We start from the raw sequence: 25,415 nt of genomic DNA on the forward strand, positions 1-25,415 counted from the left end.
CCCGTCCCGATTACTACGAGAGGAGCCTACCGGCGCTGGCCGCCCTCCGGCGGCTGATCCTGGTAGGGGTACTTCTGCTGGAACTCTTCGCGTTCGGACGGCAGCGGTAGCTGACCGGGCCAAGGATTTTCACTCTGCTGCGGCAGCGCGGGATCTACGAATCCGGGCTGCTCGGGCGCACTTTCACGGAGGTGCCTGACCGCAGCCGCCGGATCTTCGACGGGAGTACGTGCAGCAACTTCAGCAGCACGGACTGCTTCTGCGATAGCCGGATCGGATTTCGTTTCGAACCACTCCGCCACCTCAGCTGAATCGTCCTCAGGGTTGGGAAGATTCTCTTCGGCGGCCGGCGGCTCGTAACGGAAGACACCGTCCTGCCCCTGCGCGCCAAGCGTTTTCGCAAATCCCTTCAGTGCGTCACCGAAGTCGCTGGGCACGAGCCACACCTTGTTCGCATCGCCTTGCGCCATCTGCGGCAACGTCTGAAGATACTGGTATGCAAGCAATTCCGGAGTCGGCTTACCGGACTTGATAGCAGCAAAAACCTTCTCGATGGCCTTGGCCTCGCCTTGGGCCTGCAAGTACTTGGCCGCGCGGTCACCTTGAGCCCGAAGAATCTGGGACTGACGCTCACCCTCGGCGTTGAGGATCGAGGCCTGCTTGTTGCCCTCGGCGGAAAGAATCTGGCTCTGCTTGGCACCCTCGGCTGTCTTGATAGCGGATTCGCGGTGGCCTTCAGCCGTCAGAATCATCGCGCGCTTCTCGCGGTCCGCCTTCATCTGCTTTTCCATCGACTCCTGGATGGAGGGCGGAGGATCGATGCTCTTGAGTTCGACGCGGGCCACTCGCAGGCCCCAGCGGCCGGTCGCCTCGTCGAGGACACCACGAAGCTGACCGTTGATGGAATCACGCGAGGTCAGCGTCTCTTCGAGGGTCATTCCGCCGACGACGTTTCGCAGCGTCGTGGTTGTCAACTGCTCGACGGCAGCGATGTAATTGCTGATCTCGTACACCGCAGCTTGCGGATTGGTGACCTGGAAGTACACCACCGTGTCGATGGACAGTGTCAGGTTGTCCTGGGTGATCACCGGTTGCGGTGGGAAGGAGACCACCCGCTCACGAAGATCCACCTTGGCGCGCACACGATCGGCGAACGGGATCAAGAATGTGAGCTGGCCGGACACCGTCTTCGAATACCTACCGAGCCGCTCGATCACCGCGGCTTCTGCCTGCGGTACCAGTGCTACCGACTTCGCGACCACCAAGATCACGAATAGCACCAACACACCGAGCACTATGAGTGCTGCCATTAAGGTCCCCTCCAGACGACTGCTGTTGCGCCGTTGATTTCCATCACCGTCACCTTGGTGCCCGGCGGGTACACCTCGGTGGTGTCGTACGGCCTGGCAGTCCACACCTCGCCGTTCAACTTGACCTGCCCGGAATGCTCGCCCACTTCTTCCAGAACCAGAGCGTGCTTACCTTCGAGTGCCTGAATTCCGGTCGGGGTCGGTGGCGGACTACCGAAGCGACGCAACATGATCGGTCGCACACCCAGGACGAGGGCGGCGGAGAACACTCCGAACATGACGGCGTCGACCCACACCGGGAAGTCGGTGACAGCACTGACACCGGCAGTAGCGAGCGCCCCACCGGCGAGCATCAGCAGGAAGAAATCCCCCACCAGCGCTTCGGCCCCGGCGAGCACCAGTGCTCCGATCAGCCAAATAAGTGCAGCCACAACACCATCTAACCAGAATGTGTGACCCAGGCCGCCGCTACGTCAGTTCGGCTCGGTAACGAAATCGACAAGTTGTTCGACGGCACCGATCAAGGGAGCTTCCAGATCGCGGAAGCTCTCGACCGAGTTGTAGACCCGCCGCCAGCCCTCCTGAGGTGTCCCCCAGCCCAGTTCGCGGCAGATTCCCGTCTTCCAATCCTCGCCGCGTGGAATCTTCGGCCAGGAGGCGATTCCGACAGATTTGGGACGAACGGCCTCCCACACGTCGATGTACGGATGTCCGGTCACCAACACGTTCGGGCCGAGGCCCTGAGTCAGTTGGGTTTCCTTGGAACCGGTGACCAGGTGGTCGACGAGGACACCGACACGGCGGCCGGGGCCCGGCCCGAATTCGGCAAGCCGCTCCCCCAGATTGTCGAGCCCTTCGAGATGTTCGACGACAACACCTTCGACGCGAAGGTCATGGCCCCACACCCGCTCGACGAGGGCAGCATCGTGTACTCCCTCCACCCAGATCCGGCTGGGCAGTGCCGTGCGTGCACGTAAGCCTTCGACTCGGGTCGAACCCGAAGCCGATCGTGCGGGTTTGGTGGACGCGGGCTTGGGGGCCGGGCGAACGAGGGTGACCGGTGAGCCGTCGATGAGGAAGGCCGCCTCGCGCATCGCGAACAACCGCGTCCGGGAACGCCCGTCCTCGAGTCGCACGAAATCGCCGTCGTACGTGCGCTCGAAACCGACTACCGCACCGCAGAATCCTGTCGCCGCATCCTCGACGACAAGATCACGTTCGGCCGCCACTTCAGGCGTCACGCGCTTCTGTTTGCGGGTATGACCCGCAAAAATGTCACCGTATCCGTTGCCACCGCTCACGCCGGATCACGCTAGGTCACAACGCCGGGGCCGCGCATGTCGCCACGCCGAACTAAACTTCACGGTCATGAGTTCTCCCAGCGCAACCCTCACCGTGTGGGCAGCGTCATGGCTCGCGGGCGACGCTGCGCCGGACGACGTCATCGACGCCCTTGCCGCGTGGGCGCCGATGCACCTGATCGGCGCCGCCGATGCGGAAACCGCGGTCCGCCACGATCTCGAGTGGCCGGGAGTCACGGCTTCGGGTGTGTCCACCCTGTTGAGAATCGCCCGCTCGGAGGCTGCTGAAGTCCGCCTGGTCCTTCCTACGGCCGGCGATGTACGTGGCCTGCCCACTGGCACCGAGTTCGCACGCGCTGCGATCGCAACGGGTGAGGGGATACAGATCGGCGCCGTCGGCAAGCCGGGAGTCGGCCTCGTGCCGTCGCAGGAAGGTCCGGACGTCTTGCGGTGGACGGTTTTCTCCATTCCCGCTGTGGCGGGCAGCGCCGAATCGATCGGACTCCGTGAAGCCGAATACGAACTGCGCCAGGCTGTTCGGGACGCAGCGGAGGTGCTCGGCGGGCTTCCGGCCGTAGCCACCGGAATGCCTGGGGGCGACGCTCGTACGCTGGTCGCCGAAGCGCTGCAGGCCCAGGCCGGGTACCGCTGGCCGTCGACACTGTCACCTCGGCATCTACAGGTGATCGACACCGCCGACAACGTGGCAGCCATTCTTACCGTCGCTGCGTCGGTCTCGACCAATCAGGCCCCGAGCGTGTCCACTGCGCAGAGGCGTGACGACCTGCTGCGACGACTGTGGGACGTCGTTCGCACTGCCCGTGTCGCGTCGGCGAACAGCGTGTCGATCAGAGCTTGAGCACGAAGTTCCGGCGTTTCTCGGCAAACCCGTTGCGGTCACCGAACATGTCGATCTTCATCTCTTCGAGCTCACGCTCCTCGTAGGGCTCCACCGGATCACGTTCCAGTCGAAGACGTTTGCGCTCCAGCATCGATTCCATCCGATCTCCTTCGAGCAAGTCGGTGGCGACCTCGAGCAACCACGCCTCGAACAGATCCGGCCGTCTGGGGCCGATCGCGTCGACAAGTCCGATGTCCAAGGCTCGACGGATACCGATCGCACTGCACTCGGCCAGCAGGCTGCGGGCCTGCTCCTCGCCGACCCGAGCCGGAAATGTGTACGTGTGCAGTTCCGAGCCGAACAGGCCCATCGTGGCGTAATGAGGATTGAGAACCACACCGTCCCTGGCCACGACTACGTCGGCTCCAAGCGGGAGCATGACCCCGCCGGCACCGGCGTTGCCTGTGAATGCCGCCACCACAACCTGTTCCGTACAGGTGACGATCGCTTTCGCGATCTCGTTGATGGCTTTGATATTGGCCCACGCTTCTCCGGCTTGATCCGACGCTGCCTCGATGACGTTGAGGTGGATACCGTTGCTGAATCTGTCGTAGTCACCCGTCAGGACAAGGATCTTGGTGTCCTGCGCGATCGCCCAGCGGAGCCTGGCGGCCAGTCGGGCGCATTGCTTCGTACTCATAGCACCGTTGTAGAAGCGGAACGAGAGATATCCGATTTCGCCGTCGCGGTGATAGTCGGTCTCGGGGTAACGACTCTCCCAGACCTGTGGAACGAACACGTCCGGACGTACGACCGCGGTCGACGGAAGTTTGACATTGCCGGCGCCGACGAGCCGCGCATGTCCGATCCATACGGAGCCCGCACCGGTGGCGACACGTATCGCCTGGTGGAAGTACTCGACAATTGTGCCGGGCGCTGCATCGACGTGGGTATCGGGGTGAGCGTCGTAGACGTAGACCCGGTCGAGCCCCAACTGAACGGCGACGCCGGGAAACCCGTCGGCGGCGTTGACGGCGCGGACGATGCTCGACGCGTCTTCCTCCCAGCTGAAAACGCGATCGGCCTGTTTCATGCTGGGCCTCGATCGGGCCGATGCCACGGGCCGCGCAACTCGGTCCGATGGGATCGCCTTGAAGTCAGGAGTACGGAAATGTTCGACGACCTCCGTAATGCACTCCATCGCCGCGTCGGTGACTGCCTCGTTGTATACCGAAGATTTGGTTACACCGCTCTGGAGTTCGAATGTCCGCCACGCCCACACCGCTCCGGCATCGAGTTCCTCGGCGGCCTGCAACGCGGTCACTCCCCAGATCGGTTCGCCATCCGTTATCGCCCAGTCCAGCGACGACGGTCCGCGATCACCGGGCGGGCCGGGATGGATGATGATCGTTGTCCACCGCTGCCAAATAGATTCCGGTACATAGGCTTTCAGAAACGGGCAGATGATGAGATCAAAATCTCCCGCAGACGTCGCGGCCAGCACTGCGTCCGCGTCGGCGACGACGGCGGTGCGGACTTGGTGCCCCGCCTCGCGAAGAACAAGACCAGCCCGCTGCGAGAGACCATTGTCGGAGGTGACGAGAAGAAGCACGCTCAACGGTGGCGCGGAAGCCGCGCGTGGGCGTGAGCGCCGGAACAGCGCCGCCGTCGCCGCTCGCAGACGACCCCTGCCCGTTGCATCTTCGCGTAGCTTCGTCGTTGCTCCAGCGCTGGAAATAGCCACAGAAGTCGTGAGTGCGGCCGATTTGGGCATCGGTCTAACTTCGGGGGTCGAAACCATGGATTCCTGCTCGCATGCTCGGGTATCTGCAGCGCAGACCGAACTCCCCCCCAGAGCAGGACCGACGCACCGATAGATTGATTGAGGTATTTAGGGACTTTATACCTACCGTCGGTTTGTTTCAATAGCTATTTTCAGGCAAACCGATTGATCGGTCAACCCGCAGTCTTGTGATTGATCGCGATATGGCGGTCGATGCGAATATGTTCGTCCAGCGTCGGGTAGCGCAAACCGGTGTCCTGGCCGTACCCCTGACGGCGCAACCAATCCAGGACATCGCCCCAGAACCAGATCCCCCCGGCGACCGAGTTGTACGGAATCGGAAAGGGAGTGGCCGCCTGCCGGACCCCTCGCACCCATTGTCCGACAGCCTGCCTCGTCACTCCCGCACGGTCGGCAATGTCCTGACGTGACACCAAATCGGGATGCGTCCGCTGGGGACGCACGCCTGCAGCCACCAACTGGTCGACCACGGTGATAGCCGTCGTCGCCGCTCGCATACCTTCCGAGGTGAGCGTCAGCAACTGCAGTCCACGCCGGTCCTCGACCTTTCCGCCCAAGCTCTCTTCGATCGCCTGCTCTTGCGAGACTGTCAGCATCTGAACGATGAATGTGAATTCGTAACGGTGATAGAGGTCTTCGGCCACGCAATGAACATAGCCGTAAGCTGCACTGTTTCCACATGGACACACCCGGATCCCGCCCTCGCACGCACAATGGGCAGATGATCGACGTGGACGACAGTCAGTTCGAGGACATGGTCAAGCGGGCGCTCGACAGTCTGCCCCCGAAGTTGGGTGCGGAGATGGCCAACGTCGCGGTGACCGTTCAACTCGAAGGGGGACGACCGGGGTTGCTCGGGTTGTATCAGGGCATCCCACTGACCAAGAGAACCACCACGTACGCCGGCGTCCTCCCCGACCGCATCACGATCTACCGCAGGGCCATCTGTGCGATCTGCAGCACCGAAGACGAGGTGATCGAGCAAGTTCGCCGAACCGTGATCCACGAAATCGGCCACCACTTCGGGATCGGAGATCCCCGGTTGCGTGAACTCGGATGGTGACAACCGACTCATCTACAAGTCGGAAATCAGCTAGAGGTTGATAATCGGCGAATTGTCATGTCAGCTGTACCAAACCCGCAACAATTGAACACTTACAGGAGTTCGCATGGTCAATTTGATCCAGATCGCCCCGAAGAATGCCCCGACGTTTGCGATGAGCCGACAGAAGGCCGCCGAACTGCTGGGCATCTCGGTCGACAGCGTTGCGTTTCTCCTCAAGTCTCGCTATCTCCCGGATCTGGACGCCGGCCGGTTGATCTCGATGGCCAACCAACCCTGGTTGTACTCGGACGGCGACTTTCCCGTGCTGCAGCAAGGTGCATCCGAACTAGCACCGAAGAAGATGCTCCCCGCCCGTAAGTACATCGGCGAGAGCGCAATTCACTCCGACGCCGAATGCGTGGAAGCCAACCAGGGGCAGTGGGCGGGATTCAACGTCGACCATGTGCTCGGCGCCCGCTTCCTGCCTGTGACGCTGCGCAAGTTTCCGGTGTCGGTGCTGCAGATCCACGACGTCAACGACGATGACGAAGAACGAGTGTCATTTGTAGCGACCCTCGCCGGGCGAGTCCGCGAACTGGGGGCGCCCAAGCTCAACTACATCGACCCGTCACTGAGCCCCGAGGATCGACAGATCGTCGAGACGCTCCTCACCTCACGCAGCACGTCCACCGTTCCGGGACCCTGCGGAAAGCTGAAGCAGCCGAACTCCTGAGCGTCGGAAAGCTTTCGTCAGCGGGGGCGCTGAACGGCCGCGCAGCAGTTCACCGCACACGAGAGACCGTTGGTGGTCGAGCCGAGCAGCGGCTCGACCCCCAATCGCAGTGGCTGCTCGGCGTCGGCCAGCTCCCGAACGAGCGTGGGCACCAGCTGCGCAAAACGCTGATCGCGGCCGGGTGTCGCTGCGCGCACGAAATCCATACCGAGCTCGGCCGCCTTGTCCTTGGCCTCGGTGTCCAGGTCCCACACCACTTCGAGGTGATCGGAGACGAAACCGACAGGACACACGATCACGGCGCGAACGTCCTTGGCGGACAGCGCATCCAGGTGATCACAGATGTCGGGGTCGAGCCACGGAACCTGCGGCGGGCCTGATCGCGACTGCCACACCAGATCAAAATCTTCGACGCCGACGGCCTCGGCAACCAACTTCGCAGCCTCGGCAACCTGTCGGCTGTAGAGGTTTCCGCCCTCTGCCGGCGGCCCTGCATTGCGGTCTGCGGCACTCGGGACCGAATGCGCCGTGAACACCAGGCGCGCGGTATCGCGAGTCGCTTCGGGCAACTCTGCGCGGGCCGCGCGCACACCGTCGGCGAACGCGCCGACGACGAGCGGATGGTCGTAGTACTGGCGAAGTTTTGTCAGCGTCGGTGCGCCGTCACCGACGGCTTCACGGGCACGGACGATGTCCTCGTGGTACTGCCGACACCCCGAGTAACCGCCCCACGCCGACGTGGCGAACACGGCGGCATTGCGGACACCGTCCTCGCGCATCTTGGCGACGGTGTCTTCGACCATCGGGTGCCAGTTGCGGTTGCCGAAGTACACGGGCAGGTCCACGCCGGCTGCTGCCAACTCACCTTCGACCCGTTCGATCAGGTCTCGGTTGAGCGCGTTGATGGGCGAAACTCCACCGAAATGCATGTAGTGCTCGACAACGGCGTCGAGCCGCTCCGGTGGCACTCCCCTACCGCGCGTGACGTTTTCGAGGAACGGTCGTACGTCTTCGGGTTTTTCGGGACCGCCGAACGACAAAACGAGAAGAGCATCGAACTGCATGTCCATACTTGCGGTCATGAGTTCAATCTTGCGTGATGCCGTTCGGCGGGGGTCACCCGGGTACTCACCTGTGTAGTAGAAGGGGTGCTACTAGCCGACCATCGCGTGGAAGCCGCCGTCGACGTAGATGATCGACGCGGTCGTGCCGGGCAACCAATCCGAGAGAACGGTGCAGACCGTTTTGGCGACCGGCTCGCGATCGTCGACGTCCCAGCCGATGGGCGCAGCACCGTCCCATGCCGTGTTCAGCTTGTCCAACTCCGCGCCCGGACCGGTGCTGTCGCCGGCAATGGCCTTGGCGGCCAGGGTCTTGATCGGGCCGGAGGACACCAGGTTCGAGCGGATGCCGCGGACGCCCACCTCTTTGGCCACGTAACGGTTGACGGCCTCGAGGGTTGCCTTGGAGACACCCATCCAGTTGTAGAAGGGCATTGCGCGTGCCGGATCGAAGTCCATTCCGACGATGGACGCGTTGTCGTTGAGCACCGGCAGCAAGGCCTTGGCCAGTGCGCTGTACGAGTATGCGGACACCTCGAGTGCGACCGCCACGTCTTCCCACGGCGCGTCCATGAACGGGCTTCCCAGGCAGGAGCGGGGAGCGAAGCCGATCGAGTGGACCACGCCGTCGATACCCTCGGGAGCCAGCTCGCGCACACGCTCGGCGAGAGATGCGAGATCCTCCGAGCTCTGGACGTTGAGCGAGATTGCCGGCGGCACGGGCTGCGGCAGTCGCTGGGCGATGCGATCGATGAGGCGCAGACGATCGAATCCGGTGATCAGCACCTTCGCACCCTGCTCCTGCGCGACCTTGGCCACGTGGAACGCGATCGACGAATCGGTGATGATGCCGGTGACAAGAATGGTCTTACCCTCGAGCAAACCGCCCATGAGATGTCCTCCTGATTTCAGACGTACGAGAAAGGTGTGTGTGCGAAAAGCGGGTCAGTGCCCCATGCCGAGTCCGCCGTCGACGGGGATGACTGCACCCGAGACGTATGCCGAATCGTCGGAGGCGAGGAAACTGACAACTGCTGCAACATCTTCCGGCTTTCCGGTCCGCTGCAACGGGATGAACTCGGTGGCCTTGTCCTTCACGTCGTCGCCCAGTGCTGCCGTCATGTCGGTCTCGATGAAACCCGGTGCGACGACGTTGGCGGTGATCGAACGCGAGCCGAGTTCCCTTGTCAGGGAACGAGCGATACCGACGATGCCTGCCTTGGACGCGGCGTAGTTGACCTGGCCGGCTTGTCCCGCCAGACCCACCACCGAACCGAGGAAGATGAAGCGTCCGAAACGCGCGCGCAGCATCGACCGGGTCGCACGCTTCGAGAGGCGGAACGTACCGGTGAGGTTCGCGTCGACGACGCTCGTGAACTGCTCTTCGCTCATTCGCATGATCAGTGTGTCGTCGGTGACGCCGGCATTGGCGACGATGACCTCGACCGGCCCCTGGTGCGCTTCGACCTCTTTGAATGCACGGTCGATCGACTCGGTGTCGGTGACGTCGCAAACGACGCCGAACAACCCTTCGGGGACACCGGAACCGCGGTGCGTGACGGCTACCTTGTGGCCGTCTGCGGCGAGCCGCTGAGCGACGGCCAAGCCGATTCCGCGGTTACCGCCGGTGACGAGCACCGAGCGCGGTGTGGTGACGGTCCGTTCGGAAACCACTGTCGTGGGAGGGGTAGACATGGCGATCAACCTATCAATTCTCTGCGGGCCGCGTACCAGCGGTATTTGGACAATTCGGAACTGCTCTCGATCAGGGCAGACGCTGCCTGCGTACCAGGGCAATCGTCAGACCAGCGGTCGCGAACACGACGCCGAGGACCAACCACGGTCGACTCGCATCGCCTCGTGTCGTCTCGAAACCGATCTGCTCTTCGAGCGTGTCGTACACCTGGCGCAGTTCTTCGAGGCTCGATGCCGTGAAGAAACTTCCGCCGGACAGGTTGGCGATCTCCTTCAGTGACGCATCGTCGACCGGGACGGGGATTCGGTCTCCTTCGATCTCGACTCGCCCGTATGTCGTTCCGAAGGAAATGGTCGAGATCGGAACGCCCTTGTCCTTGGCCTGACGGGCAGCGGTGAATCCGCCCCGCGGATCGTCCGAGTTCTCGGGAACGGTCTGCTTACCGTCTGACAGCAACACGATGCGCGCCGGTGGCGCCTGATCGCTGCCGCCGAGAACAGCCGACAGCGTGTCGATCGACTGCAATGAGGTGAAGATCGCTTCGCCCGTCGCCGTCCGCTCACTGAGCTTGAGGTTGTCGATGGCGACCTTCGTCGCGTCACGATTCGTGGTGGGCGACACCAGAACCGAAGCCGTTCCGGCAAATGCGACCAACCCGAGGTTGATGCCGGGAGTCAGACCGTCGGCGAACGACTTCGCAGCTTCCTGCGCTGCTGCCAATCGCGTCGGCTCGACGTCGGTGGCCTGCATCGACAGCGACACGTCGATCACGAGGATCACCGTGGCACGGTTTCGCGGGACCTTCTTGTCTGCCGTCGGACCGGCAAGGGCGACGGTGAAGAACACCAATGCGATGACCATCAGAATCGCCGGAATATGACGCCACCGCCCGGGCCGCGAAGGCGCGACCTTCTCCAGTAGCGCGAAGTTCGTGAACCGAAGTGTGTGCTTGGCCCGCTGCTTCTGCACGAGTACGTAACCGACCACCAACGCGGCGATGACAGCGAGGAACAGCAGCCACCACGGTGCGGTGAATTGAGAAAGACTCACGAACGAACGCCCCCAGTTCCGGCGCCGGCACCATAACTGTGTCGGCGTGCCGAGATGAATCTCACGACGTCGGCGATCCAGTCCCGATCGGTGTGCAGGGACATGAGCGGTGCGCCGCAACGACGTAGAGCTTGCCTGACCTCGACGCGGTGCTCGGCGGCGACTCTGGCGAAGTCGGCGCGCAGTTGCGGCGTCGTGGTGAATTCTCTGGTCCGGCCGGACTCGGGATCGTGGAGCACCACGTCGCCGACGTCCGGAAGTTCGAGGTCGCGCGGATCTACCACCTCGACGCCGAGCACGTCGTGACGTCCCGAAATGGCGCGCAGCGAGCGTTCCCAGTCGATCGGCCCGAGGAAGTCGCTGATGACGACCGCGAGTCCGCGCCGACGCTGTGGGCGTCTGAGCGCTTCGATCGCGCCGACCAGATCACCGCGTACCCCGTCCGGAGCGTGCGGAGTCGTCGCGATCTTGCGGAGCATCGCCTGTGCGTGAATGCGCCCACCGCGGGCCGGAATTCGAGTTGTCTGGGCGCCCGTCGAGATGATGGCGCCGACGCGGTTACCGCCCGAACTGGTCAGGTGAGTGATCGCCGCGGCTGCGGCGACAACCAGGTCGCGCTTCTCGCATCCGGCGGTCCCGAAGTCGAGACTTGCAGACAGGTCGATGACAAGCCACGTCTCGAGCTCACGATCCGCGACCGACTGGCGCACGTGTGGGTGCGTCGTCCGCGCGGTCACGGACCAATCCATCTGCCGCACGTCGTCGCCCGGCTGATACTCGCGGGCGTCACCCGGTTCCGAACCCGGGCCGGGAATCAGGCCGAGGTGATCGCCGTGCAGCACACCGTCGAGGCGACGACGAACCGTCAGCTCGAGGGTGCGCAGCGCAGCGGTGAGTTTGGGATCGCTGAGCTCGCCGGATCGGAACGACGGCGGAGAACCGGTGGATCCGGCGGGTGTCGCCTGGCCACCGTCGCGGCCTTCGGTCACTGCGGGCGACTCATCGTCTCAGCGGTCGCGATCGGCGCGCCGTTTCCCTGTGGATTGACTGTGCCCTGTGGATTCGCGGTGCCCTGTGCGTTGAACTGAGGTGCCTGCGGTGCGCCCTGCTGAGGCGGACCGGGAACGGTAGGAACAGGCCGCGCGGCGATCTGCGGCAGTCCGACGGTCTGCAGCACCCGGGCGATGACCGCGTCGGGAGTCACCTCGTCGGCCATGGCGTCGTAGGAGAGAACGAGGCGGTGGCGCAACACGTCCGGGATCACCTCGATGACGTCTTGCGGCACGACGTAGTCGCGGCCGCGGACGAGAGCGAGAGCCCGCGACGCGGCGATGATGCCGAGCGTCGCGCGGGGTGAGGCGCCGTACGCGATCCAGCCCGCGACGTCCTCGAGTCCGACCTCACGCGGCGTACGCGTAGCGGCGATGACCCGGACAACGTAGTCGACGAGCGCGTGGTGGACGAAGACGTTGCTGGCGACGCGTTGGAGCCTGACCAACTCCTCCGGACCGAGGATCTGGTGCGGCTCCGGGGCTGCCACGCCCATCCGGTAGACGATTTCGCGCTCTTCCTCCACTGTCGGGTAGTCGACGAGGATCTTGAACAGGAAGCGGTCGCGCTGCGCCTCGGGGAGCGGATAGACACCCTCGTTCTCGATGGGGTTCTGTGTCGCCATCACCAGGAACGGGTCGGGCATGTGGTAGCGCTTGCCGCCGATCGAGACGTGGCGTTCTGCCATCACCTCGAGGAGCGCGGACTGCACCTTGGCCGGGGCACGGTTGATCTCGTCGGCCAACACGAAGTTGGCGACGACGGGTCCGAGTTCGGTGTCGAACTCCTCGCGGCCCTGACGGTAGATGCGCGTGCCGATGAGGTCGGTTGGCACCAGGTCGGGGGTGAACTGGACGCGGGAGAACGAACCGCCGACGACCTTCGCGAAAGTCTCGACGGCCAGCGTCTTGGCGACACCGGGTACGCCTTCGAGGAGGACGTGACCCTTGGCGAGAAGTCCGACGAGAATGCGCTCGACAAGCCGGTCCTGCCCGACGATGACTCGCTTGACCTCGTAGATCGCTCGTTCCAAGGTCTGAACGTCGGCTGCTAGGGAAGGTGCTGCTCCGTCCGCACTTCCGCTCGCCTTGCTTACGTCGACCGTTCCGACCGAATCTTCACGTGAGGTCACCAAGAATCCATCGCTTTCACCTAGAAAAGTACCGACAGTAACGTGTTCCCCGTCAACTATTCCAGGTAGTTGCGCTCGATGCCGTAACACCACGTCGGGAACTTGATAGTTCCCTGACAATGCGGGTGTCAGCGGCATTTCCTCTGACGGTCAGGACACCAGTCGGACGGCGTACGGCGTCATTCCGCCCCAGCGAACCGGGGAGACCATGACACTCGAACCGGATTGTGGTGCCTCGAGCATCTGCCCGTTACCGAGGTAGAGCGCCACGTGCTGGCTGGCGTTGGGGCCGTAGAAGATCATGTCGCCGCGTTTCATCTCCGAAGACGGAACCTGCGTGCCCGCGGTGTACTGATAGCCGGTGTAGTGCGGCAGCGAGATTCCGATGCCGGCGAAGGCGTAGATCATCAAGCCCGAGCAGTCGAACCCGACTTTGTTGAAGTCGCCGTAACTGTCGGCGACGCCGCCGTCACGGATGCCTCGCGTCGGACCGTTTTCGTCGCCTCCGCCCCAGGCGTACTGCACGCCAAGCTGAGACATTCCGCGGTCGATGACGGATTCGATTGCAGCGCTTCCGGTAACGGAAGGCTTCGGCGTGCTGGGCTTCGGCGTCGTCGGCTTGGGGGTGGTGGGCTTGGGCGTCGTGACCGTTTCCTCTTCGGTACCGGTCTCTTCGTCCGTGCCTGTTTCCTCGTCGGTCCCGGTTTCCTCGTCAGTCCAGGTGTCGTCGTCGTCCGGGATGACGGTCGGAGTCGGGTCTTCCACAGCGGTGTGCGGACGCTGAGCCGCTGCCAGTGCTGCAGCTCGATCCTTGGCGGCCTGGTCGGCAGCTGCGCGGGCAGCAGCCTGTGCGGCAGCTTCCTTGGCGGCAGCTTCGAGAGCCTTCTGATGAGCTTCCTCGGCGCGACGCTGCTCGTCCCACGTCGCATACGCCTGGCGTTGGCCCTGCAAACCTGCGACTGCATTGCGGGCGGCGTCGAGCTGAGCCTGAGCGGAGTTCCGCTCGGCTTCGATCGCGGCCTTCTTGGCAACCTGCTGATCGAGAGCGTTGCGCGCGATCTGAATCGCCTGCTCGGCCAGATCCTTCAGTTGTGCCGCGACCTCGGCGGCGGCGTCGGCCTGCTGCTTTGCCTGGCGGGTCGCGGAGTCCTTGTTCGCCTGCTCGGTACGTGCTCGTTGGAGACCGTCAAGCACTGCGCTCTGCGTATTGGCGAGCAGTTTGAGGACCTGCGCGCGGTCGAGGACATCGCCCGGGCCCTTGGCGTCGAGGAACGACGAGATGGACGCGGTGTTGGTGCCCTTGACGTAGCTCGAGCGTGCGTACTTGTCGAAGTCCGTCTGAGCGACCTCGATCTGCGCCGACGCGTCCTTAAGAGCTTGTTTGGTGACGCCGACGGCCTGCGCTGCGGTGTCTGCGGCGCCGCGAGCGTTCTGCAGATCCACGAGCGTCTTGTTGACGTCTTCACGCTTGATCGCAACTTCGTTGTCGAGTGCCGACAACTGTTCGTTGGCCGATGCGACTTGATTGATGAGCGCGCTGACGGTGCCGACGCTCGACGAGACCTGCGAATCGGCCGCAGCGATGTCCGAGTCACTCGGATTCGGCGGCGGCGGTGGTACGGCCGAGGACATGGCGGGCGTACCGACGATCAGGGACCCGACAACGCCGAATCCGATGACCAGTTGCGCCAGGCGCATCGACTTACGGGAAGGACCACGACGGGACTCGCCGCCACGTGTTACTTGCCTCACAAATAACTCTCCCTCGCGTGTAACGCCACGGCCCGCTGGGTCGCCGATCCGTGCGGGGAGGGAATGCGCAGACCAAGCACCGGTCGCCCACAGCCCGAGAGCTGCTCGTCGACCTGGACGTGCCGTACGAACGCCACCGTCGACACCTCGAGAACAAGGCAACCGACAAGTACGCGTCGAACAACATCAGCCTGTCTGCGACACTTCTTCCCCAAAAAGTGCCAGTTGTACCGTACGACACTCAAGCGTTCTTTGGAAACTTTAGCCACAAATAACACAAACGGTATTTGAGCTGGTCTAATGGCATGCAGGTACCAAAAAGGGCAGGTACTCACCGCAAACAGCGGTGAGTACCTGTTTTCGACGAGTTACTGAAAATCTCGCAAAAGGACCAAGGTCAGACGGAATCGGCCCGGTGGTCGGAAGATGTCGCCGTTTCTGAAGTCGAAGCGATATGTCCGGTTTGCGCGTTTTCCGGCTCTCGCCGCCACTTGACGGCAAAGGTAATTCCGGCAATAACCGCAACCAGTGCGATGACAAGGCCCGTGTAAAGCGTCCACGGCGGACCCGGCGCCACGATCTCGTGCGAGAAGCGGTCCGCGGTCACGCTCGCGCTTTCTCCGAAAGATCGGTCCTGCGCGGTTTCGAGCTGCACGCGACTGATCGAGTCGCTGTAGCTACCCATCCAGTCTGGGCTCAGAACGAGAACCGTGCCGCCTTCGGTTTTGCCGACCGTCGTGGCCAGGTCGCGAAGATCGGACGGCCGGCCCGGATTTGCGTCGACCACTACGACGCTCAAGTCGACACCACGTTCACGGGCGTCGGTCACCACCGCAGTCAGCCCCACAACATCGGACTCCGGGGCGGAGACGCCGTCCGTCGAAAGGTCCGCGAGCACGTCGTCGAGATCGACATCCGACGGAACAGCGACGTGCAACGGGGACTTCACGTGCACAGGCGCAAAAGCGTGATTGGTAGGAGCAGACATCTCTCATCCGGGTGCTGTTCGGATTCCGTCCACCGCTGAGATGCGGGGAGTTCTTCCGAGGTCGTTTTTCGGCGGCCGACCCGCGACGGGCCTGCATGCAGCCTACTTCAGGTCGACTGCCACCAGGCGTCACACGCAACCGCCGCGCGTGCCGCCCGAGCGGTAACTGTGGGTGTGGTCACCCAGCCAAGCCTGCGTTGCGCAGGCCCGCAGTCTGCATGAAGATTGTTTCGGTCAACTTGCCCTGAATTCTCACAGGACAAGCGTACTGTTAGACTTGGACCAAGAGGTACCACCGGTCAGGACAGGTTCTACTGCAGCTCCGATGTTCGGACAGTTCTCACGCGAACTGTGCGATTGGCGTGAGCTACGGAGGATCTTCCCGGCCGAAGTACCTCGCTTCAGCTGCCGACACAGCCCCGTCGGTAGCGACCCTCATAGACGAGTGGAGCAGACGTGAGCACCAGTATCGATTCATTCGGAGCCAAGGGAACCCTCGAGGTCGGTGAGAACTCTTACGAGATCTTCCGCCTCTCGGCCGTCCCCGGCACCGAGAAATTGCCCTATTCCTTGAAGGTTCTCGCCGAGAACCTTCTCCGCACCGAAGACGGTGCCAACATCACCGCGGATCACATCCGCGCAATCGCGAGCTGGGATCCCTCAGCCGAGCCGAGCATCGAAATCCAGTTCACGCCTGCCCGCGTGATCATGCAGGACTTCACCGGCGTTCCTTGCATCGTCGACCTCGCCACCATGCGTGAGGCCGTCACCACCCTCGGCGGCGACCCGAACAAGGTCAACCCGCTCTCCCCCGCCGACATGGTCATCGACCACTCGGTCATCCTCGACGTCTTCGGCCAGGCCGACGCACTCGAGCGCAACGTCGACCTCGAATACGAGCGCAACGGCGAGCGTTACCAGTTCCTCCGTTGGGGCCAGGGCGCATTCGACGACTTCAAGGTCGTCCCCCCGGGAATGGGCATCGTTCACCAGGTCAACATCGAATACCTGGCGCCCACCGTCATGTCCCGTAACGGACAGGCATACCCCGACACCTGTGTCGGCACCGACTCGCACACCACGATGGTCAACGGCCTCGGCGTGCTCGGCTGGGGCGTCGGCGGCATCGAGGCCGAGGCAGCAATGCTCGGCCAGCCCGTCTCCATGCTGATCCCCCGCGTTGTCGGCTTCAAGCTCTCCGGTGAGATCAAGCCCGGCGTCACCGCAACCGACGTCGTGCTCACCGCCACCGAGATGCTCCGTAAGCACGGCGTCGTCGGCAAGTTCGTCGAGTTCTACGGCAACGGTGTTGCCGAGGTTCCGCTCGCGAACCGCGCAACGCTGGGCAACATGAGCCCCGAATTCGGTTCCACCGCAGCAATCTTCCCGATCGACGCCGAGACCATCGAGTACCTGCGCCTCACCGGCCGCAGCGACGAGCAGCTCGCTCTCGTCGAGGCGTACGCCAAGGAACAGGGCCTGTGGCACAACCCTGACAAGGAACCCGTCTTCTCGGAGTACATCGAGCTGGATCTGGGAACCGTTGTTCCCTCGATCGCCGGCCCGAAGCGCCCGCAGGACCGAATCCTGTTGTCGGAGTCCAAGACTGCGTTCCGCAAGGACATCCACAACTACGTGGAAGAGAACTACCCGACCGAGCACACCCAGCTCGACGAGGCCGTCGAAGAGTCCTTCCCGGCTTCCGATCCCGCGGTTCTGTCGTTTGCCGACGACGGAGCGGTCGACGTTCTCTCTGCTGCCAACGGTGCAGAAGGCCGTCCGAGCAAGCCGGTCGTCGTCAAGTCCGACGCCGGTGAGTTCGTTCTCGACCACGGCGCCGTCGTTGTTGCAGGTATCACCTCCTGCACCAACACGTCCAACCCGTCGGTCATGCTCGGTGCTGCACTGCTCGCACGCAACGCCGTCGAAAAGGGCCTCGCCACCAAGCCGTGGGTCAAGACCAACATGGCTCCCGGTTCGCAGGTCGTCACCGATTACTACGAGAAGGCCGGCCTGTGGCCGTACCTCGAGAAGCTCGGTTACTACCTCGGCGGTTACGGCTGCACCACGTGCATCGGTAACACCGGACCCCTGCCCGAGGCAGTCTCGAAGGCCATCAACGACAACGACCTCTCGGTCACCGCGGTGCTCTCGGGTAACCGTAACTTCGAGGGACGTATCTCCCCCGACGTCAAGATGAACTACCTGGCTTCCCCGCCGCTCGTGATTGCATACGGCCTCGCCGGAACCATGGACTTCGACTTCGAGACCGATTCGCTCGGTAACGACACCGACGGAAACCCCGTCTACCTCAAGGACATCTGGCCGTCCACGCAGGAAATCGAAGAGACGATCAAGTCCTCGATCGACCAGGACATGTTCCGCAAGTCGTACGCAACCATCTTTGCGGGCGACAGCCGCTGGCAGAACCTCGAAACCCCGAAGGGTGACACCTTCGAGTGGGACGTGAACTCCACCTACGTGCGGAAGCCACCTTACTTCGACGGCATGACGATGGATCCGGCTCCGGTCAAGGACATCAAGGGCGCTCGCGTCCTCGCACTGCTCGGCGACTCGGTCACCACCGACCACATCAGCCCGGCAGGTCCGATCAAGGTCGGTACCCCCGCTGCGCAGTACCTCGACTCCCACGGCGTTGAGCGTGCGGATTACAACTCGCTCGGCTCGCGTCGCGGTAACCACGAGGTCATGATTCGCGGAACGTTCGCGAACATCCGTCTGCGTAACCAGCTCCTCGACGACGTCTCCGGTGGTTACACCCGCGACTTCACGCAGGAAGGCGCACCGCAGGCATTCATCTACGACGCGTCGCAGAACTACCAGGCAGCCGGCATCCCGCTGGTCGTCCTGGGCGGCAAGGAGTACGGCTCCGGATCCTCGCGTGACTGGGCAGCCAAGGGCACCAGCCTGCTCGGCGTCAAGGCCGTCATCACCGAGTCGTTCGAGCGCATCCACCGCTCCAACCTCATCGGCATGGGCGTTGTCCCGCTGCAGTTCCCGGTCGGCGAGTCCGCAGGTTCGCTCAAGCTCGACGGCACCGAGACCTTCGACATCGAAGGCGTCGAGAAGCTCAACGAGGGCGTCACCCCGAAGACCATGAAGGTCACGGCGACGCGCGAGAACGGCGAGAAGGTCGTGTTCGACGCAGTCGTACGCATCGATACCCCCGGCGAAGCGGATTACTACCGCAACGGTGGCATCCTGCAGTACGTGCTTCGCAACATGATCCGGGGCTAGTCAACCGAGCCCTGCTCTAACCCACGTGGCGGACTCAGCGAGGTGCTGAGTCCGCCACGTGCGTTCAGAGCACAAAGAAAGCGCGAGACGAGGACAACAACGTGCCCAAGGTCAGTGAAGACCATCTCGCGGCACGGCGCAGTCAGATCCTTGACGGCGCCCGCCGCTGCTTTGCGGAATACGGCTACGACGGCGCCACAGTTCGCCGTCTCGAAGAAGTCACCGGTTTGTCCCGAGGAGCGATCTTTCATCACTTCAAGGACAAGGACGGCCTGTTCCTCGCTCTCGCAAGCGAGGATGCGAGCCGGATGGCAGATGTCGTCGCCGAAGAGGGACTCGTCCAGGTCATGCGGGACATGCTCGCGCAGCCCGATCAATTCGATTGGCTGGGAACGCGACTGGAGATAGCGCGTCGACTGCGCAATGACGCCGACTTCCGCGAGAAGTGGTCACAGCGCTCCGTAGAACTGACGGAAGCGACCAGTGCGCGCCTCGCCAGACAGAAATCGGCCGGGCGGCTCCGTGACGACGTTCCCACCGAGATTCTGATCGGGTATCTGGATCTGGTGATGGACGGCCTGGTCGCGAGAATCGCCTCCGGCCACGGCGTCGACAACCTGTCAGCTGTTCTCGATCTGGTCGAGGAATCGGTGCGGCGGCGAGATTGAGGGGCTTCGCCCCTGTGAGTGGTTGAGGAGTGCGGGGACTCCCTAACCACTCACAGGGGGTTAGGCGAGCTGGATCAGCTCGAGGTATTCCTGCGACCAGTGGTCCTCGTTGCCGTCGGGCAGGAGGATGACCCGCTCGGGGTTGAGTGCCTCGGCAGCGCCCGGATCGTGGGTGACCAGGACGACGGCACCGGTGTAGCTGCGGAGCGCGTCGAGCACCTGCTCGCGTGAGATCGGGTCCAGGTTGTTGGTGGGCTCGTCGAGAAGCAGAACGTTGGCAGCGGACGACACCAGACCGGCCAGAGCCAGACGCGTCTTTTCACCACCCGAGAGCGTTCCGGCCGGCTGTTCGAGCTGTGGGCCGGTGAACATGAAGGCACCGAGCAGAGAACGCAGTTCCTGCTCCCCCGTATCCGGCGCAGCGTGGCGGATGTTCTCCCACACGGACGCGTCGTCGTCGAGGGTGTCGTGCTCCTGAGCGAAGTAGCCGACCTTGAGTCCGTGGCCGGCGATCAGCTCACCCGCGTCCGCCTTCTCCGCGCCCGCGAGGATGCGGAGCAGTGTGGTCTTACCTGCACCGTTGAGTCCGAGGATAACCACACGAGACCCACGATCGATCGCGAGATCGACACCGGTGAAGATCTCGAGCGAGCCGTACACCTTGGTGAGGTTCTTGCCCATCAGCGGAGTCTTGCCACAAGCGGCGGGCTCGGGGAAACGAATCCGCGCAACCTTGTCCGAGACACGTTCGGCATCGAGGTTCGCCATCAACTTGTCGGCTCGCTTGGCCATGTTCTGAGCCGCGACGGCCTTGGTTGCCTTTGCACCCATCTTCGCAGCCTGAATCCGCAGCGCACCGGCCTTCTTCTCGGCGTTCGCGCGCTCGCGGCGACGACGCTGCTCGTCCGTGGCACGAGCGTCGAGGTACTTCTTCCAGTTCATGTTGTAGACGTCGGCCTCACCGCGGACGGCATCGAGGAACCACACACGGTTGACGACGTCGTTGAGCAGGTCGACGTCGTGACTGATGACCACCAGTCCGCCCTCGTGGTTCTGGAGGAATCCACGCAGCCAGGTGATGGAGTCGGCGTCGAGGTGGTTGGTGGGCTCGTCGAGCAGCAGAGTCGTGTCCGAGCGGGCGCCGCTGCCGTCGGAGGCGGCAAAGAGGATTCGCGCCAATTCGACACGACGACGCTGACCGCCGGACAGCGTGCTGAGCGGCTGCCCGAGAATACGGTCCTCGAGGCCGAGGCTGCTGGTGATACGGGCGGCTTCGCTCTCGGCTTCGTAGCCGCCGAGGGCCGAGAATCGATCCTCGAGCTGGCCGTACTTCTTGACCGCGCGGTCCTGAGATTCCTGATCGAGCACCTCGCCCATCAGGATCTGCTGCTTCTCCATCTCGCGGAGCATCGTGTCGAGGCCGCGGGCAGAGAGAACCCGGTCCTTGGCGAGGATGCTCAGGTCGCCCTCTTTGGGGTCCTGCGGGAGGTATCCGAGTTCACCGGTGCGTACGACGCTTCCCGCATATGCCTCACCTTCACCGGCGAGGATGCGCAGAGTGGTCGTCTTTCCGGCACCGTTACGTCCGACGAGTCCGATCCGGTCGCCCGGCTGGATGCGCAGCGAAGGCCCGGGAGCTGTGAGAAGGGTGCGGACACCGGCACGAACTTCGAGGTCAGTGGCGGTAATCAAGCAAACTCCTCAGGAAAAACGACGAATACGGGTAAACAATGCCTGACTACAGACACAAGAACTATCGATTTTACCGTGACCTGACGGTCGTTCCGACCAGGAGCGTGTGAGTCCGCTAACGTTCGGGACATGACTAGCGAAAACAGCACTCGTCCTCGCGACCTCGAAGGCCGCGCCGCCATCGTCACCGGCGCAAGTCGCGGAATCGGCAAAGCTGTCGCCGCCGAACTCCTCGCTCGCGGCGCCGACGTCTTGATCACAGCCCGCAAGCCGGAGCCCCTCGAGGCTGCTGCATCCGAACTGTCCGATCTGGGGCACGGCGGCAAGGTCGTCGCATTCGCGGGCAACGCAGCCGATGCCGAGGCCCGATCCGGTGCCGTCGACCGCGCCGTCGCCGAGTTCGGTTCGCTCGACATTCTGGTCAACAACACCGGAATCAATCCCGTCTTCGGTTCGCTCATGGAGGCGGACCTCGACGCCGTGCGCAAGATCTTCGACGTGAACGTGGTTGCCGCCCTCGGTTACGTCCAACAAGCACATCGGGCGTGGATGGGCGAACACGGTGGAGCCGTCGTCAACCTGGCAAGTGTGGCCGGGATCCGGTCGACGGGCGTCATCGCGGCGTACGGCGCGTCGAAGGCTGCGCTCATCCGGTTGACGGAAGAACTGGCCTGGCAACTGGGACCGAAGATTCGTGTGAATGCCGTAGCACCCGGGATCGTCAAGACGCAGTTCGCGGCAGCCCTGGTCGCTGCCGGCGAGGACAAGGCGTCGGCGGGCTACCCGATGAAGCGGCTCGGCACCCCCGAGGACGTTGCCGGCTTGGTCGGCTTCCTCGTCTCCGACGCGGCGGCATGGATCACCGGCGAAACGGTCCGGGTCGACGGCGGTCTGCTCGCAACGGGATCGATGTAGTGCGCCGATCATGAGCACACTCGACTCCTCCGCCGACGTGGTGATCGTGGGCGGAGGGCCGGCGGGGCGGGCACTCGCGACGCGCTGTATCGCCCGGCAACTCACCGTTGTCGTTGTCGATCCGCATCCTCATCGGGTGTGGACGCCGACGTACTCGGCGTGGGCAGACGAGCTGCCGTCGTGGCTGCCGGACGAGGTGATCGCGAGCCGAATCGAACGCCCGAGCGTGTGGACCAGCGGGCAGAAAACGCTTGATCGCATCTATTGCGTATTGAATACACCTTTACTGCAATCATTTCTCTCCGACACATCCACAAAGGTCAGAGGCTTACGCGCTCAAACACTGTCCACCACCACCGTCGTGTGCGTGGACGGATCGCAGCTGACGGGATCCGTCGTCGTCGACGCCCGAGGCACCGATCTGGCAGTGACAACCGCGCAGCAGACGGCCTTCGGAATGATCGTGGACCGAGCTCTGGCCGATCCGATTCTGGGCGGCAGCGAGGCCTGGTTCATGGACTGGCGAACAGACAACGGCACCTCCGACGCCGACACTCCGTCGTTTCTCTACGCGGTCCCGCTCGACGACGAGCGAGTCCTCCTCGAGGAGACCTGCCTCGTCGGCCGGCCGGCGTTGGGGTTGCGCGAACTCGAAACACGTCTGCGCACCCGACTTCACAATCGGGGCTGCGAAGTCCCCGACGACGCGCCGATCGAGCGAGTCCGTTTTGCAGTCGAAGGCCCGAAGGACTCGTCCCCGGACGCTGTCCTCCGGTTCGGCGGGCGAGGCGGTCTGATGCATCCGGGAACCGGATACAGCGTTGCCTCCTCACTCGCCGAGGCCGACACTGTCGCGAAAGCAATCGCCGACGGTGAGGATCCGAACGCGGCACTCTGGCCTCGCTCGGCCAAGGCGGTATCCGCTCTCCGCCGCGTTGGTCTGAACGCACTTCTCACCCTCGACTCGGGCGAAGTCACCACATTCTTCGACAAGTTCTTCGATCTACCGGTCGAGGCTCAGCGGTCATACCTTTCCGATCGGCGGGACGCGGCCGCGACGGCGAAGGTGATGGCAACACTGTTCCGATCGTCACCGTGGCACGTGAGAAAGACGTTGATGCGCGCGCCGTTTTTCCGGTGACTAGATCCGCACCGACTACTGCGCTGCCATCGAGCCGGCGATCATCGGCCAGGAGTTGTGGAGGTCGTCCTGCCAGTAACCCCACGAGTGGGTTCCGCTCGGCTTGAAGTCGAAGGTCGCGGGGATGCCCAGTGCGTTCAGTCGGTCCGCCAATCCGTGTGTGCACCCGTTGACCGCGGATTCGATGATGCCGCCGACGATGATCTGATTCAGGAGTGCTCCGGGGTTTCCGTTCACATCGGGCGCCTGAAGGTTGTCGTGCGGACCTGGCAGCCCGGATCCGGTGGAGACGTACAGTTCGGTCCCCCGCAACTTCTCCGCGTTCACGACGGGATCGTTCTCGCGCCATCCCGGACCGTCGAACGGTCCCCACATGTTTGTCGGATCAGCGCCACCCCGCGCACCGACCACCAGTCGCACGTAGTCCTGACCCGGCTGGGTGGAAGTCTCCGCGCACCCGCTGTAGGCCCCGACACTCCGATACAGCCCTGGGGCTGAGATCGCGAGATTGAGTACCGAGGTCGCGGTCATCGAGATCGCCGCGATGGAGTTGACCCCGTTGGTACCGAACTGCGCATCGATGACTGGCGGCAGTTCACGCGTGAGGAACGTCTGCCACTTGTTGCGTCCGAGTACGGGATCGTCCTTCTGCCAGTCGGTGTAGTAGCTGAACGCTCCTTCCAGCGGCGTCACGACGTTGACGTTCTTGTCGGCAAAGAAGTCCAGGACATCGGTCCGTCCTTCCCACGTTGCACTGTCCTCGCCACCACCGGCGCCGTTGAGCAGATACAACGTGGGCCGTGGGGCGCTCGTGTCGGCGGGGAGGATCACCTCGAGTGGAATGTCGCGGCCCATCGCATCGGAGTGGACGCTGATGGTTACGGTGCGTGCCGGATCTGCGTTCGCGGGCCAAGGCGCAAACAGCAGTGGAACCAGTGAAATTGCCAGCGCTGCTGCTACGCGTCGACGGTAGGTTCGGATACTCATCGGAGTATGCCCCCAGGTGTGCGAGTCGGATTCTCGGAGCGGATACCCGCTCGCCGCGCCTCGAACCGGCCCACCCGGACGCAACGGTTCGGGATCAACCGTGAGCGTTTGCCTCGCGCAATCGGCTGGGGGCGACCATCATGGGAGGCATGCGCTCGATTTGGAAAGGCTCGATAGCCTTCGGTCTGGTCAACGTTCCGGTCAAGGTGTACTCGGCGACCGAGGACCACGACATCCGATTTCACCAGGTCCATGCAAAAGACGGTGGCCGCATCAAGTACAACCGTGTGTGTTCCGAGTGCGGAAACACGGTTCAGTTCGCGGACATCGACAAGGCGTACGACTCGGAAGACGGATCGCGCGTCATCTTGAGCGACGAGGACTTCAACAAACTCCCGGCCGCGGAGAAGCACGAGATTCCGGTGCTGGAATTCGTGCCGAACGATCAGATCGATCCGATCTTGTTCGAGAAGAGTTACTTCCTCGAACCCGATTCGGCGTCGCCGAAGGCGTACGTCCTGCTTTCGACTGTGCTCACCGAGAGTGATCGAACGGCACTGGTGCATTTCACTCTGCGACAGAAGACGCGCCTGGCCGCGATGCGCGCTCGCGACGGCGTCCTCGTGATCCAGACGTTGCTGTGGCCCGACGAAGTTCGCGCAGCAGAGTTCCCTTCACTCGACGACGTGGAGAAGCCGAAGGCCAAGGAACTGAAGATGGCGCAGACGCTCGTCGAGAGCATGGCGGGCGATTTCGATCCGACCGAGTTCACCGACGACTACCAGCTCCAACTGCGGCAGTTGCTCGACGAGATGATCGAGAACGGCGGCAAGAAGGTCATCCCCGCCGCCGAGGTCGACCAGGAGGGCACCGATGCAGAGGTGGTCGACCTCGTTGCCGCACTGCAGCGCAGTGTGGACGAAGCGAAGTCGAACGCCTCCAAGGCCGGCTCGTCGAAGTCGACGACGCCGAGGAAGAAACGAGCCTGAGG

General features: G+C 63.3%; 23 protein-coding genes. 8 read left to right on the forward strand and 15 right to left on the reverse strand.

Annotation, left to right across the window (positions count from 1 at the left end; genetic code table 11):
• Positions 1-26: 26 nt before the first annotated feature.
• Genes H351_RS17535 through H351_RS17545 form a run of 3 tightly spaced genes read right to left on the reverse strand, consistent with a single transcriptional unit; the run spans position 27 to position 2,611 of the window.
• Positions 27-1,310: an SPFH domain-containing protein gene (locus H351_RS17535; RefSeq protein WP_003944935.1), complete on the reverse strand. Its 1,284-nt coding sequence runs from the start codon at positions 1,308-1,310 to the stop codon at positions 27-29.
• Positions 1,310-1,741 carry an NfeD family protein gene (locus tag H351_RS17540; protein WP_019748432.1) on the reverse strand — a complete coding sequence of 144 codons (432 nt, stop codon included), beginning with the start codon at positions 1,739-1,741 and terminating at the stop codon, positions 1,310-1,312. The genes H351_RS17535 and H351_RS17540 overlap by 1 nt, the downstream gene beginning before the upstream one ends.
• A 42-nt stretch (positions 1,742-1,783) precedes the next feature.
• Complete coding sequence (locus tag H351_RS17545) at positions 1,784-2,611, reverse strand: DUF3097 domain-containing protein (RefSeq protein WP_003944813.1); 828 nt, start codon at positions 2,609-2,611, stop codon at positions 1,784-1,786.
• 67 nt (positions 2,612-2,678) lie between these two features.
• On the opposite strand from H351_RS17545, the gene H351_RS17550 reads away from it, so the two are divergent.
• Positions 2,679-3,470, forward strand: a complete 792-nt coding sequence (locus H351_RS17550; protein ID WP_020969612.1) for a hypothetical protein — start codon at positions 2,679-2,681, stop codon at positions 3,468-3,470.
• On the opposite strand, the gene H351_RS17555 is transcribed toward H351_RS17550, so the two are convergent.
• Both H351_RS17555 and H351_RS17560 read right to left on the reverse strand, forming a co-directional pair.
• Positions 3,460-5,226, reverse strand: a complete 1,767-nt coding sequence (locus H351_RS17555) for an enoyl-CoA hydratase-related protein (protein ID WP_228118218.1) — start codon at positions 5,224-5,226, stop codon at positions 3,460-3,462. The two genes, H351_RS17550 and H351_RS17555, sit on opposite strands and share 11 nt — an antisense overlap.
• 182 nt (positions 5,227-5,408) lie before the next feature.
• On the reverse strand, positions 5,409-5,900 hold the full coding sequence (locus H351_RS17560) for a hypothetical protein (protein WP_021332996.1): 492 nt from the start codon (positions 5,898-5,900) through the stop codon (positions 5,409-5,411).
• A 77-nt stretch (positions 5,901-5,977) separates the two neighbouring features.
• Here H351_RS17560 and H351_RS17565 point away from each other — a divergent pair, with 77 nt between their 5' ends.
• Both H351_RS17565 and H351_RS17570 read left to right on the forward strand, forming a co-directional pair.
• On the forward strand, positions 5,978-6,319 hold the full coding sequence (locus H351_RS17565) for a metallopeptidase family protein (RefSeq protein ID WP_003944783.1): 342 nt from the start codon (positions 5,978-5,980) through the stop codon (positions 6,317-6,319).
• 106 nt (positions 6,320-6,425) lie between these two features.
• Complete coding sequence (locus H351_RS17570; RefSeq protein WP_020907744.1) at positions 6,426-7,034, forward strand: hypothetical protein; 609 nt, start codon at positions 6,426-6,428, stop codon at positions 7,032-7,034.
• A 17-nt stretch (positions 7,035-7,051) separates the two neighbouring features.
• Here H351_RS17570 and H351_RS17575 read toward each other — a convergent pair whose 3' ends face one another.
• The 8 genes from H351_RS17575 to H351_RS17610 form a co-directional block, all read right to left on the reverse strand.
• Positions 7,052-8,104 (reverse strand): ferrochelatase, encoded by a 1,053-nt coding sequence (locus tag H351_RS17575; RefSeq protein WP_051636473.1) that lies wholly within the window; start codon positions 8,102-8,104, stop codon positions 7,052-7,054.
• Between the two features lie 84 nt (positions 8,105-8,188).
• Positions 8,189-8,986 carry an NADH-dependent enoyl-ACP reductase InhA gene (gene inhA / locus H351_RS17580; protein WP_003944803.1) on the reverse strand — a complete coding sequence of 266 codons (798 nt, stop codon included), beginning with the start codon at positions 8,984-8,986 and terminating at the stop codon, positions 8,189-8,191.
• Between the two features lie 54 nt (positions 8,987-9,040).
• On the reverse strand, positions 9,041-9,790 hold the full coding sequence (gene fabG1 / locus H351_RS17585) for a 3-oxoacyl-ACP reductase FabG1 (protein WP_007727875.1): 750 nt from the start codon (positions 9,788-9,790) through the stop codon (positions 9,041-9,043).
• Positions 9,791-9,860: 70 nt separating this feature from the next.
• Complete coding sequence (locus H351_RS17590) at positions 9,861-10,841, reverse strand: VWA domain-containing protein (RefSeq protein WP_003944878.1); 981 nt, start codon at positions 10,839-10,841, stop codon at positions 9,861-9,863.
• Positions 10,838-11,830, reverse strand: a complete 993-nt coding sequence (locus tag H351_RS17595) for a DUF58 domain-containing protein (RefSeq protein WP_003944991.1) — start codon at positions 11,828-11,830, stop codon at positions 10,838-10,840. The genes H351_RS17590 and H351_RS17595 overlap by 4 nt, the downstream gene beginning before the upstream one ends.
• The gene (locus H351_RS17600; RefSeq protein WP_019748425.1) at positions 11,827-13,023 is read right to left on the reverse strand and encodes an AAA family ATPase; all 1,197 of its coding nucleotides are present in this window, start codon (positions 13,021-13,023) and stop codon (positions 11,827-11,829) included. Before H351_RS17600 ends, H351_RS17595 begins: the two co-directional genes overlap by 4 nt.
• A 150-nt stretch (positions 13,024-13,173) precedes the next feature.
• A complete protein-coding gene (locus tag H351_RS17605; RefSeq protein ID WP_029255350.1) occupies positions 13,174-14,721 on the reverse strand; it encodes an NlpC/P60 family protein in 1,548 nt (515 codons plus the stop codon).
• A 451-nt stretch (positions 14,722-15,172) separates the two neighbouring features.
• Positions 15,173-15,763 (reverse strand): Rv1476 family membrane protein, encoded by a 591-nt coding sequence (locus H351_RS17610; RefSeq protein WP_029255349.1) that lies wholly within the window; start codon positions 15,761-15,763, stop codon positions 15,173-15,175.
• A gap of 456 nt (positions 15,764-16,219) precedes the next feature.
• On the opposite strand from H351_RS17610, the gene acnA reads away from it, so the two are divergent.
• Together acnA and H351_RS17620 are read left to right on the forward strand one after the other, a co-directional pair.
• Entirely contained in the window at positions 16,220-19,021 is a 2,802-nt protein-coding gene (gene acnA, locus H351_RS17615) for an aconitate hydratase AcnA (protein ID WP_019748421.1), read from the forward strand.
• Between the two features lie 101 nt (positions 19,022-19,122).
• Entirely contained in the window at positions 19,123-19,689 is a 567-nt protein-coding gene (locus H351_RS17620) for a TetR/AcrR family transcriptional regulator (RefSeq protein WP_003944970.1), read from the forward strand.
• A gap of 60 nt (positions 19,690-19,749) precedes the next feature.
• Here H351_RS17620 and H351_RS17625 read toward each other — a convergent pair whose 3' ends face one another.
• Positions 19,750-21,381 (reverse strand): ABC-F family ATP-binding cassette domain-containing protein, encoded by a 1,632-nt coding sequence (locus H351_RS17625; protein ID WP_020907739.1) that lies wholly within the window; start codon positions 21,379-21,381, stop codon positions 19,750-19,752.
• A gap of 129 nt (positions 21,382-21,510) precedes the next feature.
• On the opposite strand from H351_RS17625, the gene H351_RS17630 reads away from it, so the two are divergent.
• Positions 21,511-22,296, forward strand: coding sequence for an SDR family oxidoreductase (locus tag H351_RS17630; protein ID WP_019748418.1), 786 nt, complete (start codon positions 21,511-21,513; stop codon positions 22,294-22,296).
• A 10-nt stretch (positions 22,297-22,306) separates the two neighbouring features.
• Positions 22,307-23,437, forward strand: a complete 1,131-nt coding sequence (locus tag H351_RS17635) for a lycopene cyclase family protein (RefSeq protein ID WP_029255348.1) — start codon at positions 22,307-22,309, stop codon at positions 23,435-23,437.
• 15 nt (positions 23,438-23,452) lie between these two features.
• Here the strand turns inward: H351_RS17635 and H351_RS17640 are convergent, their stop codons facing one another.
• On the reverse strand, positions 23,453-24,424 hold the full coding sequence (locus tag H351_RS17640) for an alpha/beta hydrolase (RefSeq protein ID WP_029255347.1): 972 nt from the start codon (positions 24,422-24,424) through the stop codon (positions 23,453-23,455).
• Positions 24,425-24,573: 149 nt separating this feature from the next.
• Between H351_RS17640 and ku the strand changes: the two genes are divergently transcribed.
• Entirely contained in the window at positions 24,574-25,413 is an 840-nt protein-coding gene (gene ku, locus H351_RS17645; protein ID WP_172932851.1) for a non-homologous end joining protein Ku, read from the forward strand.
• The last annotated feature ends 2 nt before the right edge of the window (positions 25,414-25,415 follow it).

The organism is Rhodococcus erythropolis R138 (assembly GCF_000696675.2).
GTDB classification, from domain to species: domain Bacteria; phylum Actinomycetota; class Actinomycetes; order Mycobacteriales; family Mycobacteriaceae; genus Rhodococcus_F; species Rhodococcus_F erythropolis.